This is a genomic window from Cognatiyoonia sp. IB215446, assembly GCF_033963825.1.
Classification (GTDB): domain Bacteria; phylum Pseudomonadota; class Alphaproteobacteria; order Rhodobacterales; family Rhodobacteraceae; genus Yoonia.
In genome coordinates this window covers 582,320-599,423 of record NZ_JAXBMD010000001.1, presented here as the reverse complement: position 1 = coordinate 599,423, position 17,104 = coordinate 582,320, and the positions used below count along the sequence as shown (strand labels likewise).

Annotated in this window: 14 protein-coding genes; 10 read left to right on the top strand and 4 right to left on the bottom strand. The window is 55.7% G+C overall.

The window, feature by feature from the left end:
• Positions 1-102 precede the first annotated feature (102 nt).
• Positions 103-993 carry a LysR family transcriptional regulator gene (locus SLH49_RS02955; RefSeq protein WP_320267681.1) on the bottom strand — a complete coding sequence of 297 codons (891 nt, stop codon included), beginning with the start codon at positions 991-993 and terminating at the stop codon, positions 103-105.
• Positions 994-1,121: 128 nt separating this feature from the next.
• On the opposite strand from SLH49_RS02955, the gene SLH49_RS02950 reads away from it, so the two are divergent.
• Entirely contained in the window at positions 1,122-1,748 is a 627-nt protein-coding gene (locus SLH49_RS02950; RefSeq protein WP_320267680.1) for an NAD(P)-dependent oxidoreductase, read from the top strand.
• A 27-nt stretch (positions 1,749-1,775) separates the two neighbouring features.
• On the opposite strand, the gene SLH49_RS02945 is transcribed toward SLH49_RS02950, so the two are convergent.
• The 3 genes from SLH49_RS02945 to SLH49_RS02935 form a co-directional block, all read right to left on the bottom strand.
• Positions 1,776-2,204 carry a glyoxalase superfamily protein gene (locus SLH49_RS02945; protein ID WP_320267679.1) on the bottom strand — a complete coding sequence of 143 codons (429 nt, stop codon included), beginning with the start codon at positions 2,202-2,204 and terminating at the stop codon, positions 1,776-1,778.
• Complete coding sequence (locus SLH49_RS02940; protein WP_320267678.1) at positions 2,201-3,589, bottom strand: MATE family efflux transporter; 1,389 nt, start codon at positions 3,587-3,589, stop codon at positions 2,201-2,203. The genes SLH49_RS02945 and SLH49_RS02940 overlap by 4 nt, the downstream gene beginning before the upstream one ends.
• A gap of 844 nt (positions 3,590-4,433) precedes the next feature.
• Positions 4,434-5,222: a relaxase/mobilization nuclease domain-containing protein gene (locus SLH49_RS02935; RefSeq protein ID WP_320267677.1), complete on the bottom strand. Its 789-nt coding sequence runs from the start codon at positions 5,220-5,222 to the stop codon at positions 4,434-4,436.
• 302 nt (positions 5,223-5,524) lie between these two features.
• On the opposite strand from SLH49_RS02935, the gene SLH49_RS02930 reads away from it, so the two are divergent.
• The 9 genes from SLH49_RS02930 to SLH49_RS02890 all read left to right on the top strand — a co-directional run bounded on the left by SLH49_RS02930 (position 5,525) and on the right by SLH49_RS02890 (position 17,092).
• Positions 5,525-6,322: an alpha/beta hydrolase gene (locus tag SLH49_RS02930; RefSeq protein WP_320267676.1), complete on the top strand. Its 798-nt coding sequence runs from the start codon at positions 5,525-5,527 to the stop codon at positions 6,320-6,322.
• Between the two features lie 715 nt (positions 6,323-7,037).
• Positions 7,038-9,077, top strand: a complete 2,040-nt coding sequence (locus tag SLH49_RS02925; RefSeq protein ID WP_320267675.1) for a dynamin family protein — start codon at positions 7,038-7,040, stop codon at positions 9,075-9,077.
• A gap of 17 nt (positions 9,078-9,094) precedes the next feature.
• Positions 9,095-10,441, top strand: a complete 1,347-nt coding sequence (locus SLH49_RS02920) for a dynamin family protein (protein WP_320267674.1) — start codon at positions 9,095-9,097, stop codon at positions 10,439-10,441.
• Positions 10,438-11,589 (top strand): fused DSP-PTPase phosphatase/NAD kinase-like protein, encoded by a 1,152-nt coding sequence (locus SLH49_RS02915; protein ID WP_320267673.1) that lies wholly within the window; start codon positions 10,438-10,440, stop codon positions 11,587-11,589. Before SLH49_RS02920 ends, SLH49_RS02915 begins: the two co-directional genes overlap by 4 nt.
• Before the next feature lie 66 nt (positions 11,590-11,655).
• Complete coding sequence (locus SLH49_RS02910) at positions 11,656-12,825, top strand: ATP-binding cassette domain-containing protein (RefSeq protein ID WP_320267672.1); 1,170 nt, start codon at positions 11,656-11,658, stop codon at positions 12,823-12,825.
• A 12-nt stretch (positions 12,826-12,837) separates the two neighbouring features.
• Entirely contained in the window at positions 12,838-14,400 is a 1,563-nt protein-coding gene (locus SLH49_RS02905) for a 2Fe-2S iron-sulfur cluster-binding protein (RefSeq protein WP_320267671.1), read from the top strand.
• A 12-nt stretch (positions 14,401-14,412) separates the two neighbouring features.
• Positions 14,413-14,994 (top strand): GFA family protein, encoded by a 582-nt coding sequence (locus tag SLH49_RS02900; protein ID WP_320267670.1) that lies wholly within the window; start codon positions 14,413-14,415, stop codon positions 14,992-14,994.
• A gap of 91 nt (positions 14,995-15,085) precedes the next feature.
• Entirely contained in the window at positions 15,086-15,547 is a 462-nt protein-coding gene (locus SLH49_RS02895; RefSeq protein WP_320267669.1) for a BLUF domain-containing protein, read from the top strand.
• 807 nt (positions 15,548-16,354) lie between these two features.
• A complete protein-coding gene (locus SLH49_RS02890) occupies positions 16,355-17,092 on the top strand; it encodes an autoinducer binding domain-containing protein (RefSeq protein WP_320267668.1) in 738 nt (245 codons plus the stop codon).
• The last annotated feature ends 12 nt before the right edge of the window (positions 17,093-17,104 follow it).

The following is a 17,104-nucleotide window of genomic DNA, read 5'->3' as shown; positions in this document are numbered from 1 at the left end:
TGGCGAATATAGCAGGCCATTCTTCACCTCATCGGGTAAGGCGGAAAAGGCCCGCTCTAGGTTTGGATCGTCGAATGGCTGGCTCACATCACGTTCCTTTCGTCAGCGGCCCGACAGAGCATCGGCCAATATGTCAAAGACTAGCCGGATGCGACGGCTGGTCTGAAGCTCGCGGTGGGCGACAAGCCAGACAGGGATAGAGAACGGCTCAATCTCTGTCAGTACGGGCCGAAATTCGGGGAACTTGGCGGCAATATTGTCGTTCATGATCGCAATGGCATGGCCTTTGCGTGCGATTTCCCATTCGACCAGTTGCGAATTCGACGCGTAGCGGAAGTTTCTCTGCATCAGATCCAACCCGACAAGCTTGAGGTAGCCGACGATCCTTTCGAAGTCCCCGAAGCTCACGAATTGATGTTCTGACATGTCTCCGGTCTGTTGCGGGATGCCATACCGGGTGATGTACTCGTCGACCGCGTAGAAGCGCATCGTCTGATCGCAGGCGAGCTTCGCTATCAGATTGGGCTGCTCGGGGCGCATATGCCGAATGGCGATGTCTGCCTCTCGCAGGAGAAGATCCCGCACAGAGTTATCGGCGGCAATCTCTAGCTGCAGATCAGGTGCCGTTTGTGAAAGTCGGTCCAGAATATCAGGCAAAAGATAAACCGCGGTCATCTCAGAGGCGGTGACGCGCACCTTGCCTTCGATGTCCTGTGATTGGCCGGACGCGGCCAGAGACATCATGTTCGCCCCTTCTGCCATCGCTCGGACGTGATCAAGCAGGTCAAGACCCGCAGGTGTGAGCGAGACGGTTCGACCTGTCCGCTCCAAAAGCATTACATTCAAGCCCTCTTCAAGAGCAGTGAGTTGCCGCGTGATGGTCGGCTGGGTCAGCTTCAAAGCCAGCGCGGCCGCTGACAAAGACCCTTCCTCGGCAACTGCCAAGAAGGACCGAGCCTGGTTCCAGTCAAAAGAGATCGCATTCCAGTTCATGACAGACAAATACCACAGTTCTAAGAATACCAAATCAACGATTTTGGTCAGTTCATATACAAGAATCGTCAGTTTAGTTGTGTGGCGGGCAGGACCCAGAACTCACATCAGCTGGAAAGGACGACATTATGAAACTCGTTGTGTTGGGAGCAAACGGCGGCACTGGTCAGCATGTGCTGCGCGCTGCATTAGAAGACGGCATGACCGTGACCGCCGTTGTGCGGTCAGAAGAGAAGCGACCAAGGATTACTCATCCAAATTTAAAAACTGTCGTCGGTGATCCTTGCGACCCAGAATTCTTGAAGACGATCTTGCGGGGCCAAGACGCGCTGATTTCCACGCTAGGCGGACGCGCACCAACAAAGGGCGCAACCTCAGTCTACTACCGCTCTGCCGATGCCATTGTCGAAGCGGCTTGGGACACCGGCCTGAAACGTGTGCTTGTGACGTCGACTGCATTGCTTTTCCCCGAGCAGACACTTCTCGGAACATTGCTACAGTACCTTGTCCCCAATGTCGTGCGCAGCGCAGACCGCATGGAAAAGGTACTGCAGAACTCCGGTTTGAACTGGACAGCAGCGCGCGCGGGTTTTTTGAATGACGCACGAGAGGCAACCTACCGCGCAGCCAAGGGTGTGCTTCCTAAAGACGGAACAGCGGTGCCCCGTCTCGCACTGGCTCGTTTCCTGGTCGACGCGGTTAGGAACCCAGAGACCAACTGCGCAGCCTACGGCGTATCCCACGCGGCTGCTTGAGACGCGCCAAGGACGCTTAATCCATAATCATGGATCAAGCTCCACATGCGGTCTCCCGTCGGATGTGCGCTCTTTCGAATGCCCTGCTGGACCGACCTCAACGCGGATCTGCTTGCGCAGGTTCGAAAAACTCTCAAAGCGCACAACGTCAACTGCCTCATCAAGGTCCAAGATCATTCGGAACCAGCCGGGCCGCAATTGTTCAGATGACAGGATTTTTGCCGCAAACGGTTGGGACAAGTAGTGCCCGGTCACCCGAGCGCCGACGCTCCAGGCCTCAAATTGGTGGGCTTCGATTGCGGCGTGAAACCCGTTCCAATCCCTGAAACCATGGTCTTGGGCAATGCGCTCAAGCGCTTGGGAGTGGCCAAGAATGACGCCTTCATCGGCAAGGCGCTTGCGCAGCGCCTTTGCCAGTTTTTTCGCGTCGATGAGTGTTGGCAGATCTCGGGTCATGCCACTTCCTCCTTGCCGGGTTGAAACACGCCCCAGCGCAGGGACCGAACCTTAGCCAGTCTCATCAGAACGCCAAACGTCAGGATTAGCAGCAGGATTTCGGCGATAGGCGCCGCCAGCCAAATCCCAATCTCGCCAACATTTGCGGCCAGCACGAAGGTCAGCGGTGTCGCGAAGAGATACGGCTTCGACAGCCCCAGGAGGCCAGCCCGCCCGGCGTCACCAACTGCCTGAAAATGCATCGCGAGCATCATCAGCGGCCCGGACAGGAAGAACCCTGCGGACATGATGGGCAGAATGCGCGCAACCTCAGAGATGACGGGCGCATCTGTGACAAAAGCAGCCCCCAGCTGGCCTGCGAATACCGACATGCCGATCTGAACGGTAAGGCAATACGCAAACGCAACAGCAGACGCCAGACGCAGGCTGGCATCACTGCGACGAAAGGCGCCCGCGCCAAAATTGTGCCCCGTGATGGTTTGCATCGCATGGGCCAATCCCAAAAGCGGCAGGAAGGCAAAGGTGATCAGGCGTGTGATGATGCCATAGGCGGACACGGTCGCGTCAAATTGCGTGGCCTCAACCCATTGCAATGCGGCAAGGATCGCGGTTGATCCAAGTGCCAGGCCGATAAAGTTCAAACTTTGCGGCGCACCCAAGGCCAGGATGCGCCCCCACCCGGCGACCAAGGAATGGTGCAGCAGCACCGATGGCCGCAGATCCGTTGTCCCCAGTACACGGAACGCGAGGATGATCGCGAACGCCAGCGCCTGCGCCATGGCTGTGCTGTAGGCTGACCCCGCGACGCCCATATCTAGCAGGCCAATCAGCACGTAGTTGAACCCCATATTCGACAGCGAGACGAGCAAGCTCATTGCCGCCATGAACAGCACCCGGCCTTCATTGCGCAAAGCGTCCGAATTGACCGACAAGACAAAGACCAACGGCGACGCGAACACGGTGATCCGTAGATAGATCAACCCAAGCTCCGCCAGATGCTCTGACCCACTTGCGAGTAACAGCGCAACGGGGGCACCGAACGCCAAAAACAGCAGGATAAGCATGAGACCCATGAAACCAGCCAAGCCATGGGCTCCGGCAAAGGTGCTGCGTGCTTGATGCAGGTCTTCCGCCCCTAAAGATCGGGCCAGCACGCTCGACATTCCCGATGACACAAGCGTCGCCAAAGAGACCACCAGCATATAAAGTGGAAACATCAGCGTAACCGCCGCCAACGCGTCAGGACCAGCGAAATGGCCCAGGAACAACGCATCGACAACGGCAAGAAGTCCGTTCATCCACATAACGAAGATGATCGGCAATGCGGTTTTGGCGTAAATTGGACCCAATGGCCCAGTAAGATAGGTATTTGATTGGGACGACATGACCCGGTTTCCTTCTGGCTCAAGTCGCGAAGAAAGATGGGGCCCGCATTACCATCCACGCGACGAATGCCGAGGATGACCAAGATCGTATCTGATACAGAACTTCACCAAGACAAAGCGTCAGCGGGCGGCAGGCGTCCGTAGCCAAGAGTCCGGCTACCTGAGTGATTGGTAACCGTCAAGCCCATTTTGAACTGAACGGTTCACTTTTGTAGTTGCTTCCTTTTCAAATGAGAAGCGCAACAGTTGTAATACTTACTGCCGCCGAATGGGTGGACCGCGCAATTCCCGCGAAGGCCCGCTTATCGGCGTGCGTCTCAGCGGAAAAGTTTCCAATAGTTGGTTCGATCAGTTGCCGTTGCATGTTGCAACGCACGCCTGCGAGAACTTCGGTCTGCTCTTGCTACGCGGTCCAAACACTAAACGTCAGTTTGTGTCGAAGTTGGATTGGATCAAATCTGGCCACATAGGGTACAGCTTCTTGAAGAACGGACCTGAAGCCATGGTTGACAAGCTAGCCGAGCTGGAACGCAAACGTCCCAACGACAACTCGCTCTATCGCGCCCGTTTTGGGGTATTTTTTGAATGGCTCCGGAACCGGGACGACGACCCCGCGTTTGACGCCATTCGCGACCCTGTTCGCGCGTTCATCTTTGAGACCTACCCGGTCCCCAAGGGTGCGCTGGTTCTTGGGGTCGAGAACCCCAAACGAAAGTTCCACACGCATCGCACCTTGTCGAAGGAGCGACGTTTGAACCTCACAAAGACGGGTCACGCGCTGCTTCAGCGGGGCTTCGTTCGGCGCAATGACAGCAATCACTTTGAGCTATTGCGCTACATTCCGTCAGACGTTGCAGATGAAGTTGCACATGAATTGAACCGCGTTTTTACAGTTTCGCACACTGCCAAGAAACTCGGTCTGACCCGCGCGACAATAGACAGTCTTTTGGCGAACAAACTGATCTTGCCCCACTTCAAACATATCGGTGCTGTTCCGGGGTTTGGCAAGGAAGAAGCCTTTATCCTCCAGAGCAGCTTTGAGTGCATCACTGCCATCTGAGTTTTTCCAGCATTCTTGAAACGCGGCCTTGATCAGTTTCGGGTCTTGTTTGCTGCGCTGTGCTTGCTGCCATTCGGCGCGGCTGAAGTTCAGCGGATTGCGCATGGATTTATCGATCATGCCTTTGGGCATCTCCCATCCATGCTGCAGATAAAGATCACGGGAGACATCCATGAGCTTGTCTTCATAGAAGCTCATGTTCTTGGCGCGCATTTCATCGGTATCAATGCGGCTCCACACAGCAGGAGCATGGCGTCTGCCTTCCTTTTCATGAAAGATGATGGCGCGAGCCTGATCACTCAGGCCGAGCTTGGTCTCGATGCTGCCGATGGCGCGCTCAAAATCCTCGCGAGAGACATTCGCCCCCTCAGGCGGGTTCAAACTCATCGAAAACAGGTGGTTTTTGCATTTGGTGCCGGAAGCGATGGCTTCGGCCTCTTGAAAAGCTTCCGCCAGATCATCGCTCATGCAGCCGCGCAACTCATGCAGCTCGACATGCTCATTGTCCCGCATCGAGAGAAGATTTTTTGCAAGTTGAGGGGCATTGCCGCGTTCCTTGGCTTTCAAGATCATGACAGCATATCGGTCGTTCAACGTCCGTGAACGCAACGACCCAAGAGCGGGACAAAGAGCCCGTTTTGACAAATGCTGCGCAGTGTACGAATGTCCGTCGTGGGCGTCGCCTTAGGTGAACACATTTTGGTTATTGCCCACGGTGTGGGCTCTGGTTTTCGCTCATCCTTCTACAAGGCCGTCAGGCGTGAGACCGGTAAGACACCAATGCAAGTAAAGCCGTAGTTTGTGGGTATCTATTTTGATACCCAAGACTTTGTCACAAGCGAAAGACGGCCCGATGGATTTGCTGGAGATGCCTCATGAAGCTTAAGCAGCTGGACCTGTCTGATGGTCGGAGTTTCGAATATGCACTGATCGGCGATGGCACCAACCCCATCGTCATGCTGCATGGCTATGGCGACAGTTGGTACTCCTTCAACGGCATGATAGATGCCGCACCTGATGGCGTTTCGGTGGTCTCGTTGACGCAGCGCGGCCATGGCAACAGCCATAAGCCGGAAGACGATTATTCTATCGGCACCTACGCGCAGGATGCCATCGATGTTATGGATGCGCTTGGCATTTCGGACGTGCCGATTGTTGGCCATTCCATGGGGACCTTCATCGCGCAGGAGATTGCCATGCGCGACCCGGCCAAGGTCAGCCATCTCTGCCTGATCGGCTCTGCCACCACGGGCGACAACGCCGTCTTGCGCAGCTTAACCCCCGAAACCGAGGTGCTGACAGACCCGGTGCATCGCGAGTTCGTGCACGAGTTTCAGGCAGGCACCTGCGCCAACCCGCTGGGGCCGGGCATGACGCTCGAACGCATCGTCGACGAAAGCATGCTGCTGCCAGCACGTGTCTGGCATATGGCGCTCATGGGGCTGATTGACTACCGTGACGCCGATGCCGACCCGGACCTCTCCGCCATCATCTGTCCAACGCTGATCATGTGGGGCGACAAGGATGAGATCTTTCTCGAACACGAGCAAACCAAGTTGCAAGTGAAGATCAAGGGGGCGAAGCGGTCGGACTACAAGGATGTGGGCCATGGTCTGCATTGGGAAAAGCCGCAAGAGGCTATGGCGGAATTGTTGGGCTTTCTCGGACGCTGACGCCATCCGATAGTGAAAGTCCGTGCCGCTCAGGGGGTCTGTTCCGGTAGGGAATGGGGTTGTATGTTATTGCAAGCAGCCGTTCGCGGGCGACGCGGCGAATATGTCGTGTGAGCCCAAGGCAGTCATTGTGAATTTGTGCTGCACGCGCTCGCAGCACATATATCACCGCAAGTCCTGGGAACGATCTTCTGTGCGGTGGAAGCAAAACCGGTTACTCACACTCCCTGCAGCCAAGTCGGCAAGAACAACATTGTATAGTATTCAAAAGACGCGGGTCATTGCAGAGTAGACCGGATTATTTGCGATATATCGGATAACCACCCGCGTCGCCGGTTTGGACCTGATCATATTGCCACATCTAGTCGCAGTGTGATTGCGACGACTGGGTACATTCAGACGTTTGGAACCATCAACGGCGCTATCGGGTTTCGCCTACCTGACAAATCATCTCCTTCACTACAGTACAATCGCCGGGCGAACAGTGAATGCCACATAATTGCCGTTTTTTGGACCTTGCGAAAACTAAGTCTTGCTCGGTAGTGCAGAGTAAGTTCAAGTCAAGTACGCCGTTCAAAAAAAGTCTGGACGCGTTTGTTTGCAAGTGTTGAAAGTTAGTCAAAATGGCTTTGCTGTCGAAAGTACATGGTTTTTGTACTGTAGTAGATAGACTTATCGTCAAATTGTTTGTTGTCGTCTCTGGGCGCGTGACATCATGAGCGCGGTTGAGACAACTGAGCCGGAACAGCGACTCAATCAAAAGCTTTTGTGCCAGGGCAGCGAGAAGCTGGGGCAATTTTTCGAAAAGCTCGACACCTTGCGCGGCGATATCGAAGCGCAGGGTAAGGTGGTTGATCCGTCGATGGTCCGCCAGTTCAACAATTTGGCCCGCAAGATCGATAGGTTCGAGGCCTCAGTCACGCTGGTCGGTCAGGTGAAGGCTGGAAAGACGGCACTGACCAATGTCTTGAGCGGGAATGTCGCGTTGTTGCCGTCGGATGTGAACCCGTGGACTTCGGTTGTCACTTCGGTCCATCTGAATGCGCGGAATGCAAAGCCAAAGACCCGTGCCGCGTTCACATTCTTTGACGACACTGAATGGGATGGCATGGTCAAAGGGGGCGGCCGTCTGGGCGAGTTGGCCCGCCGTGCCGGCGCAGAAGATGATCTGGAAAAGCTGCGCCAGCAGGTGTCGGAGATGCGCCAGACAGCCCGCGAACGTCTGGGTGGCAAGTTCGAGGCACTACTCGGCAAGACGCATAAATATGGCTATGTCGATGCCGAACTGATGGAGCGCTATGTCTGCCTTGGCGATCCTGATGAGTTGGAAGAGAACCCGACCAGCCAGCAGGGCCGTTTTTCAGATCTGACAAAGTCAGCGGACATCTGGCTGGATATCCCGGAATTCAAGGGTGCCCTGATGATCCGCGATACACCGGGTGTGAACGACACCTTCATGGTGCGAGAGCAGATTACCATTCGCGCATTGCGCGGCTCGAAAATATGTGTCGTCGTATTGTCGGCGAATGAGGCGCTGAACACGACAGATCTGGCACTTGTGCGCCTGATTTCGAATTACGATGACCGTCAGGTTATTCTTTTTGTCAATCGTATCGATGAACTGCCCCATCCTGGCACACAGGTCCCAGAGATTTTGGGCAGCATTCGCACGACCTTGCGGTCCTATCCGTCTTTGAAAGATGTGACTGTTGTCTTTGGCAGCGCCCGTTGGGCCGAAATGGCGCTGACATCGGATTATTCTGGCATGGATGAGGAGGCCGTCGCAGCCCTTGCCGATTGGTCCAAGAACAGCGGGTTCGCGCGTGAACGCAACCGCGATTCATTCGTTTGGAAGCTGTCCGGTGTCCCCACGTTGATGGAAGCGGTCAGCGATTGCATCGTCGATCAATATGGCCAGCGTCATCTTGAGAAAGTGGAAGCGGCTTTGCAAAACCTGACCGCTGATCTCGAGACCAAGGATGCGCTTGCTGAAATGGCGCAGACAGCGCAGCCAATGGTCAATCTCGATGTCCCCAAATTGCGCCGCGATGTTGGTGACATGCGCAAGGAAATCAGTGCGGAATTGGACGCATTGATGACCGACCTTCGGGACCGTGAGTTTATGCCCGTTCTCGATCAGATCAAACAAGCCCATGTCGAAGAGGCGCGGCAGGAATTGCTGGCCGCTTTTGTAGATAAGTCAGCGCAGGAAGAATGGGTTTACGACGCAGCGCCTTTGCGGGGGCGGTTGCGCCGCGCCTACGAAGAGTTTGGCGAAAGCATCTCGCGCAAGGTCGCCGCCCAATATGAGGATGCCGCCGCACGCTTCACCACCATCTATCAGGACCGCCTAGGCATCGAGATTGCAGATTTCGCCTTTAATGCGCCTCCTGCGCCAGACGTCCCGCCGCCGGTTGTGCTGGGCAAGACGATCGCAATTGACCTGAGCAGCAATTGGTGGGGCCGCTGGTGGCAACGCCGCCGCAATATCAAAACCAACGCCGAGGATTACGCCACCCTTATCGATGCCGAAATCCAGACGATGATCGACGATCTTTGTAACAGTCAGGTCGATGATCTGTTCGCCGATTTTCGTGCCGTCCTCGACAAGTTCCTGGATGAACGGTGCAGCGCGATTTTCGAGTTTGTGTGCATGGCCCCCATGCTCGCTTCAAAGACGGTGTCGAAGACGACACGTGCTGCCGATTTCAAGGCACTGTATCGCCGCGCCCTTGATCTGACTGCCGTTGAATAGCCCGCCGGAGACCCAGAATGACCTCTCAAACCACTACTGAACGTCAGGTGACCCAAGCGCAACTGGAACGACTTGCCGATTGGAGTATGCGAAAACCGGTCATCGCGCTGATGGGTGAGTTCAGCGCGGGCAAGTCAACGCTGATGAACCTGCTGATTGGCCAGGACATTCTGCCGACACAGATCACCGCAACGCGCATGCCACCCGTCTGGCTGACCTATGGCGACGCGCCGCCATACCGGATGGATCAAGACGGCAAGAAACACAAAGTTGATCCGTCTCGCACGGACCGGATTCCGATCACGACGACCCGCTACATCCGCCTGTACGTCAAGGCTGACATTCTCAAGAACTGCGATCTGATCGACACGCCCGGGATCTCGGACCCGCATATCAAGACCAGCTATTGGCTCAACACGATCCGCTACGCGAATGCCGTGATGTGGTGTACCCATGCCGGTCAGGCCTGGCGCGAAAGCGAACGCGGCGCGTGGGAAGGCCTGCCGCTGCGCCTGCGCGAAACCTCGATCCTGCTGGTCACCCGCAAGGACAAGATCACGTCGGAGCGTGATCTGGCCAAGATCAGGCGCAGGTTAGAGCGTGAAACAACGCATCTTTTCAACGCGCGTATGTTTGTCTCTTTGACAAACGCGATCAAGGCGCGCGCCAAGGGGGATGCCAAGGCATGGACCGAAAGCGGCGCCGAGGAATTTGCCGAAATGCTCGAAAAGATTGTCGAGGGCATTTACGTGCAGCGCAGCTACCTCTTGGCCCGGTATCTGACCGATGATGGTGCCAAAGCCGGGGCGGACGTCAAAGCGGCTTCCGGCGTCGATACAAACAACATGTTGGGTTTTGTGGGCAGCGTCGCAGCTGAAGAAGCGCCGCGCGACACGGCCAGCCTGCTTGACGATATCATGAACTCGGTCGGTGCAATTGGGGATGATCAGGTCTTGGGTGATACAACGGCAGAAGAAGAGGCCGCAATGATGCACGGAACTGACGAAGACACCGCTGAAACACCATCTTTGGACGAACCCGAACCACCTGTTTTCAAAACGCCCCGTGCGGACGCCAATATCAATGACTACCGACTTTCGGACCCAAGCGCCTATCGCGGGGAGCAAAGCCGGGTTGATCTGACGAATTATCGACTGAAGAACCCATCGCAAGCCGAAGAGCCGGAAGAACCAAGCACCCTGAGTATCGCAGAGCAGGCGGCCCTGTTGCAAGCGATCTGGAACGATGCGCAGGAACAGCATGATTTGTCTGACGCGCCGCAGCTCGTTTCGGCGATGCGGGGCCTGATCGCGCAGATGCAGGCACAGGCCGAAGCCGACACGACCGAAAGAAGAACCGCTTGAGCACGCAATCCACAGCCCTCTATCGCGAAGATGCGCGGATGAACGTGGTTGCCGGTGCGCCCTGGAGCGATCCATTTGCCAACACCGATGCGGTGCCCGCCGAAGTGCCAAATGCACCCACGGCCTATGCTGGACCGACGAACTTCACCTGGCTGATACGCGGGCGTCTGGGCGGAATGCCCCGACCGGGTTTGCACCGCGATCTTGCAGCCGACCTGTCGGCCGTGACGCGCATCGGCGTTGATACGGTTGTGAGCCTGACGGAAGAGTGGCAACCGCCCGCCGCCATGTTTGCAGAGCACAATCTGAAATCCGTTTACGTGCCGGTTCCTGACATGCAGCCGCCAACAATGGATCAGGCCGTCGAAATCTGCGGCATGCTGGCTGACATGCTGCGAGACGGGGCCTCAATCGCGTTTCATTGCCATGCAGGGCGCGGACGGACCGGCACGCTGCTGGCCGCAATGTTGATCTGGTATCTGCCCGATTTCGATGCCGCGATCACACGGATCAAACGCACAAACCGCTACTGGATCGAGTCGTCTTCACAAATGAACTTTCTCCAAAAACTCGAAATGCAGCGCCGGGTCATGCTTGGCCGCGCCGCCAAAGCCATTCACCGCACCAGAACTGAGCCTGATGCGGCGTCTCAAGGGGAAGAAACGCGGTCCGAGACCGTATCGGACCCGCCAATGCCAGGGAAACAGAACGAAGTTAGTCAGTTAAACTCCGAGAAGGGAACAAATATGTCACTCGATAAAGCCTTACAAACCGCCATGACCAAAGTACCGGAATGCCTTGCTTCCGGTTACACAGACATGGAATCCGGAATGTTGATCGGTATTCAAACGCTCGATTCTCATCCGCAAGAGGTGCTGGACCTGCTTGCCGCCGCAACCGCCGACCTGTTCCAGGGATCTTCGGTTGTACAGATTGAAAACATCTTCAAAGGCGCACGCGGTTCAAAGGACGAAAACCACTATTTCAACGAGATCCTCGTCTTTTCGGAGAACCTGATCCACATGTTCATGCGGACCAAAGCGTATCCGAACCACGTTGTCTGCTTTGTTTGCCGCAAAAGCGCCAACCCAGGCATGGTCATGACAAAGGCACGGATGAGCCTTGAAGAAGTGACCAACGCAGTCTGACATCTTGGATGGGCCGTCTTAATCGGCGGCCTGCCACCCTTTTCGGTGTTTTGAGAGTTCAAGGCTGTGCCCGATCCCATTCTCAGCATTGCAGACCTGAACCTGCGCGCAGCGGACAAGCGCATCTTGGCAGATGTGGCCTTCAGCCTGCCACCTGTTGGCATGACTGCGCTCATGGGTCCTGTCGGTTCGGGAAAATCGACCCTGCTGAAATGGCTGACGCGCAATGCCGCCCCGCATGTCTATGACGCGAATTGGTCGCTTGCCATCTATCACGGTCGACCGATTGACGAAGGAAATGTGCCGCTCCTTTATGCCCAACTTCAGGCGCAACCGCTTGATGCTCTTATGGCAAGCCTGGAAAAGCTATGTGCAGCGGACCCGCGCTTGCTTTGCGTGGACGAACCAACCGCGCATATGTCGCGCGCTGACGCAAACGTCGTGATGAAATACCTGCATCGGGTTGCGCAGGACCGGGCCGTTCTGCTTGTGACCCATCATCAGGAAGACGCCAGAACCTATGCCGATCAGGTCATGTTATTGGCCGGTGGCCGCATGCATGAACTGACCCCGGCAGCGCAGTTCTTCCGTGACCCGCAAACGGATATTGGGCGCCAGTTTCTGGGCAGCGGATCGGCGATGACCATCGGGCTGGACACGCCTGAACACCATGTCCGCCCCGACTTGCGCCAACCTAGCTTCGCAACAAACGTTTCCTCTGCCGGTGCCGATGACCGCTTGCGTATGATCGTCGACGGTCAGCTTTACATGCTTGATGTCGGTGACGACCCTGACCGCGCGGCGCAGGCCTTGCGGGCGGCGGGGCTGAACGCAATGATCACCATGGGCGACATTGATAGCGCGCTCGTCGGTCTGGACATCATTTGCCTGACTGCACCGCAAGATGAACGGGCGACCTGTCAAATGGTCGATGCCCAGATCGCAGAGGGCAGGCCGGTTGTATTCCTGCGAAATGGCGATGCTGCAGCCGCGCCCAGAGCCATCGCACGACAACTTATCTTCATGGGACTTGGCGCGCATCGCGCGGCAAAGGTCGCGGCGCGCCTTCAGGATGTCCCCCACCTTAGTCCCGAGGATGAGCAGCACCTTTGGGATTTTGAACTCGTCTGCGAACTCGCAAAAGACGGGATTGATCCCGCAGCCGCAGAAATCGACCCGCCTCGCATAACCTGGTCGGCCGATGTAGTCGCCCGCCCACGTGCGGCCAGCAGGTAGGGGGACGGCAAGATGAGCTTAGACAACTGGATCATGTTTGAAGGGCAGAAATATCAGCTCAAATCCGGTGAACGCGCGCTGGACGCATTGTTGCGTCAGGGCGCGCCTGTGCATTTCTCCTGCCGCAAGGGGGCGTGTCGTTCCTGCATGTTGCAGGTCGTCTCCGGCGACGTGGACCCCAACGCAACCGAGAAGCTGCCCAGTGATTTTCAGCAGATGGGTCTCTTTCTTCCCTGTCTGGCGGCGAACAACGCCAAAGTGGTCGCAAAGCTTCCGGACCTGTCAGAATGCACACATGAGGCAATTGTCGCCGAAAAGACTTACGCCGCACCCGATATCGTCATCCTGAAACTGGAACCCGCATCGATGCTGGACTGGCGGGCAGGTCAGGTCATTGGCCTGATGCGTGAAACCGGCGCGATGCGCAGCTATTCCCTTGTCACCAGTACCTCCGATTACTTTCTAGAGCTGCATATTCGCATCCTGCCTGGCGGGGAACTCAGCGGTTGGGTAGATGGACTTGGCGTCGGCGACATGGTGCGTTTTCAAGCGCCGGCGGGAAACTTCGTCTACAACAAAGACATGAGCGAGCGTCCCCTGTTACTGGTCGGGACGGGGACGGGATGCGGCGTGCTGACCGGGATCGTGCAGGACGCCCTTGCCAAGGGGCACCGTGGGCCCATCAGCCTTTATCTTGGCGGGCGCACGGCCAATGACCTTTACCTGAAAGAGCAGACCGCGGAATTCCCGCAAGAGGTAAACATTACACAGGCTGCATCGCGCGAAAGCGTTGATGGCATGCCCGCCGCGCGTATCGTGGATCTTGCCATGCAGGCCCACCCGGACCTGACCGAGACCGAGGTCTTTATCTGCGGCAACCCGAACATGTGCGAAAGCGCGCGGATTGCAGCCGTCCGCAACGGTGCCGCGCTTCACCGTCTGCACAGCGACGCCTTTGAGCCGCCGACGCCTTATCAGACAAATGAGCGGGAAAAACTGGCGGTGCTGCAGCCTGATCCGGAATTGTGGGATGCGCTTGGGCGGGGCGCGTTGCTGACCGACATCCTCACCGAATTCTATACGGCACTATTCGATGATCCGCTTTTGTCGCCGTTCTTTCAGCGTACGACGAAACAACGCGCCATCGAAAAGCAGTACAATTTCTTGCAGGACGTCTTTTCTGGCACCAAGCTTTACTTTGGCGAAAAGCCGTTCAATGCCCACCATTGGATGGTGATCAGCGATGAGCTCTTCGATTATCGCGAAAATATGTTGTTCGACATCGTGCGCCGCCATGGGATCGCTGATCAAATGATCCACCGTTGGGCTGCCATCCACGAAATGTTCCGGCGCGACATCGTCAAATCCACCGCGCGGGGACTTCTGCAGCACGGAGTCGAGGTCAATCTCGAAGGGTATTGCCACGAAACCCTTGGCGTCGGCTCGGTCTGTGATGGCTGTCACGAAGAGATTGCCGCGGGAGACACCGTCCTTATGCACAACCGCACCGGCGAAATCTACTGCGCCGCGTGCGAAGGAAACAAATCACGCAGGTCGCATAGCGCCGCCAACTGAAAGGAAATGATCATGAAAGGTATGGGAGAGGGGCAATGCCCGTTCGGCTTTGGTTCGGACACGACCGAAAGCAGCGGCACATCATATGCAGAAGGGCATATGGGCATGGCGAAAAGTCTGGCCCGCGAAAGCCTGCCGGAACTCGTCCGGGAACCGATTGAGCCGGGTACCGGTAATCAGCGTACAGGTCGTTGCCTTTGCGGCAAGGTCAGTTTCAAGATCAACAAACCGGTCGAAATGGTTTTTGCCAACCATGATGAGACCTCACGGCGCAGATCAGGCGGCGTGTCCTTGACCATCATGATCCGGGCGAAGAACACCACTTTCAACGGTTGGGGGCATCTGGTCCATTACCCATTGTCAGAGCAGGAAACCTCGTGTTTTTGCCGCGCCTGCGGCTCTCCGGTGCTGAGCTATTACGTTGCGCCAGAACCAATGGCAGGCATGGCCCGGATCTCGACCGGTGCTTTGGACAACACCGATGGTCTGCGACTGACCGCTGACATCAGCACGGATGCAAAGCCCGCCTATTACGACTTTGAAGGCGACCGGCGCAGCATTTCGTCCACCGACCTTGCAAAGATGTTTGGTTAGCCATGTCGGCTGATCATCAAAAGCCTATGTCGCAGGGCAACTGATCGATGCGGCTCCGGGGGCGTGTGTTTGAGTAATCGGGAGGTATCAGATGACCACGGAAGCCGTTCGCAAGGACATTGTATCGCGCTTGATTTACACAAGCCGCTCGCTCATCGATCCTGATGATAAGATCAACCAGTCACGGCAACTCAATCAGATCTTGCGGGTCGCGCAGGCAAGAAACACCGAACTTGCGGTCACCGGCGGGCTTTTCCTGAAAGGCAATGTATTTGGGCAGGTGCTTGAGGGCGCGCCAGAGCATCTTGATCAAATCATGCAGAAGATCCGACAGGATCCGCGCCATACCAATGTCACCCAGACAAGCCGCGAAGACGGGGTGCAACGCGTCTTTGGCGATTGGTCCATGGCGTTGGTGGGTGATATGGACACACCAGTATTGATGGTCAACCCGCCGGAATCCACGGACAAAAACGAAGCCGGGTGGCTGGTGTCGCCAGAGCAATTTGATATCATTACGAAAATCAAACGCAGCGTTCTGTGCGCCGCCTGACCCATCAGAAATCGACAGTTCATTGAACCAGATCTCTGCTCCGTTTGGTTCGCAGATTTAGGCGCACCTCTCTTTCAAACGAGTTCTTTTCCGGCAACAGCCACATCTGCAAAAGTGCCGCTTCCGACATGTCTCGTTAGGCGATACGCCAAACCAGACTGCTAAGAGAAGCGTGACCCGGATAAGTGATCCCGATCGAAGAAATGAAAGGAAATGAACTTGACCCAAACACCCGATTAGAGAAGCGGTCGTTCGCCGCGAGAACCCGGCAACCAGTTAGTTTCAACAATGCAAAAATTAATTGTGTTGCTAGGAACTGAACGATTTTGGACCGGCGCTCAGAGAGAAAAGCAGCGCAGCCTTTCAGAAGCGAGATCGCATTCGGGTCACCTTTCGAAATAACAAGCCTATTATCGACCTCCTTCAGAGCACGTTCCGAGAATGGCGGTCCGGCCACTTAAGATACGAGGCGAAGTGCCGGATCGATATCGTTCTTCTGAGTCATTTCGGACGGTAGTGAGCAAAGGCACTCAGAGTAACTTAGTTACCAATACTGCTGCAGCTTGGTGGATGTCGACTTTTCGAAATGTTCAAAAATGCAACAAAAAGCGGTCTCTCGCTAAGGGTTTGGGCGCTAAAATTTTCATTGGTTTTAGTCAGTGTTCGGTCAGCGCATTTCCGCTATCCCAAATGCCCTTCCCAGCGACGATGTGCCGACACATCCTATGGGTGATAATACTTCATAAAATTCCCGCTTAGCGATGTGATATACTGTCAGCCTACGCATTTATGTTTGGAGCGTCGCAGATGCCAACACACATACTTCAATGGTGCGAGGATGAGTTGTCAAAGGTAGAGACCGTCGACCAACTCTTGTTAAAAACAACAGCATTTCTCGGAAGCTCAGGTGTCAAAAACGTCGGGTTATTCTATCGCAGCTTCTTTGAGAGACGTGCGTTTTCAAATTTTCCTGAAGAGTGGGTGCTGCAGTATCGCCAAGACAATCTGGAGACCAAAGATCCAGTCTTTCGACGTGCCTTTGCAACAGGATTACCAACATGTTGGAGCAGCGCCTACAAAGGGCAAGAAGGTAGTGAATTTAAGGATCGTGCCAAGGACGCAGGCCTGCCGGACGATGGCATCACAATGTCGATTATGCGTCGATCAACATGCATCGTGATGTTCTCGGTTTGCGGCGATATTCCGTCCGATGAGGTAGAATGCAAGAACGAGGGCCTGACGTTGATGGTAGAACTAATCGCGCGGCGGTTTTGGCTTAAACTGAGTGAGTTGGAACATGAACTAGATGATTTAAGGGTGAGCCCACGCGAGGTGCAGACACTCTACTGGGCAGCGTGCGGGAAATCGGCCTGGGAGACTGCAAAGATCCTGGGGCTATCGGAAGGGACAGTGAACCAGTACTTGCATTCCGCTGCCAGAAAGCTGGGTGCGGCGAGTAAAACACACTCTGTAATCCGCGCGATTGATGCCGGAGTGTTGCGAGGCTCTGACCCAATTCAAGCAGTGACGGCTCTTGGATCATGACGTCTACGCTTT

What these genes read in the sequence shown, in the direction of transcription:
- SLH49_RS02955 (WP_320267681.1), bottom strand. Translation starts at nt 993, where the DNA reads ATGAACTGGAATGCGATCTCTTTTGACTGGAACCAGGCTCGGTCCTTC.
- SLH49_RS02950 (WP_320267680.1), top strand. Translation starts at nt 1,122, where the DNA reads ATGAAACTCGTTGTGTTGGGAGCAAACGGCGGCACTGGTCAGCATGTG.
- SLH49_RS02945 (WP_320267679.1), bottom strand. Translation starts at nt 2,204, where the DNA reads ATGACCCGAGATCTGCCAACACTCATCGACGCGAAAAAACTGGCAAAG.
- SLH49_RS02940 (WP_320267678.1), bottom strand. Translation starts at nt 3,589, where the DNA reads ATGTCGTCCCAATCAAATACCTATCTTACTGGGCCATTGGGTCCAATT.
- SLH49_RS02935 (WP_320267677.1), bottom strand. Translation starts at nt 5,222, where the DNA reads ATGATCTTGAAAGCCAAGGAACGCGGCAATGCCCCTCAACTTGCAAAA.
- SLH49_RS02930 (WP_320267676.1), top strand. Translation starts at nt 5,525, where the DNA reads ATGAAGCTTAAGCAGCTGGACCTGTCTGATGGTCGGAGTTTCGAATAT.
- SLH49_RS02925 (WP_320267675.1), top strand. Translation starts at nt 7,038, where the DNA reads ATGAGCGCGGTTGAGACAACTGAGCCGGAACAGCGACTCAATCAAAAG.
- SLH49_RS02920 (WP_320267674.1), top strand. Translation starts at nt 9,095, where the DNA reads ATGACCTCTCAAACCACTACTGAACGTCAGGTGACCCAAGCGCAACTG.
- SLH49_RS02905 (WP_320267671.1), top strand. Translation starts at nt 12,838, where the DNA reads ATGAGCTTAGACAACTGGATCATGTTTGAAGGGCAGAAATATCAGCTC.
- SLH49_RS02900 (WP_320267670.1), top strand. Translation starts at nt 14,413, where the DNA reads ATGAAAGGTATGGGAGAGGGGCAATGCCCGTTCGGCTTTGGTTCGGAC.
- SLH49_RS02895 (WP_320267669.1), top strand. Translation starts at nt 15,086, where the DNA reads ATGACCACGGAAGCCGTTCGCAAGGACATTGTATCGCGCTTGATTTAC.
- SLH49_RS02890 (WP_320267668.1), top strand. Translation starts at nt 16,355, where the DNA reads ATGCCAACACACATACTTCAATGGTGCGAGGATGAGTTGTCAAAGGTA.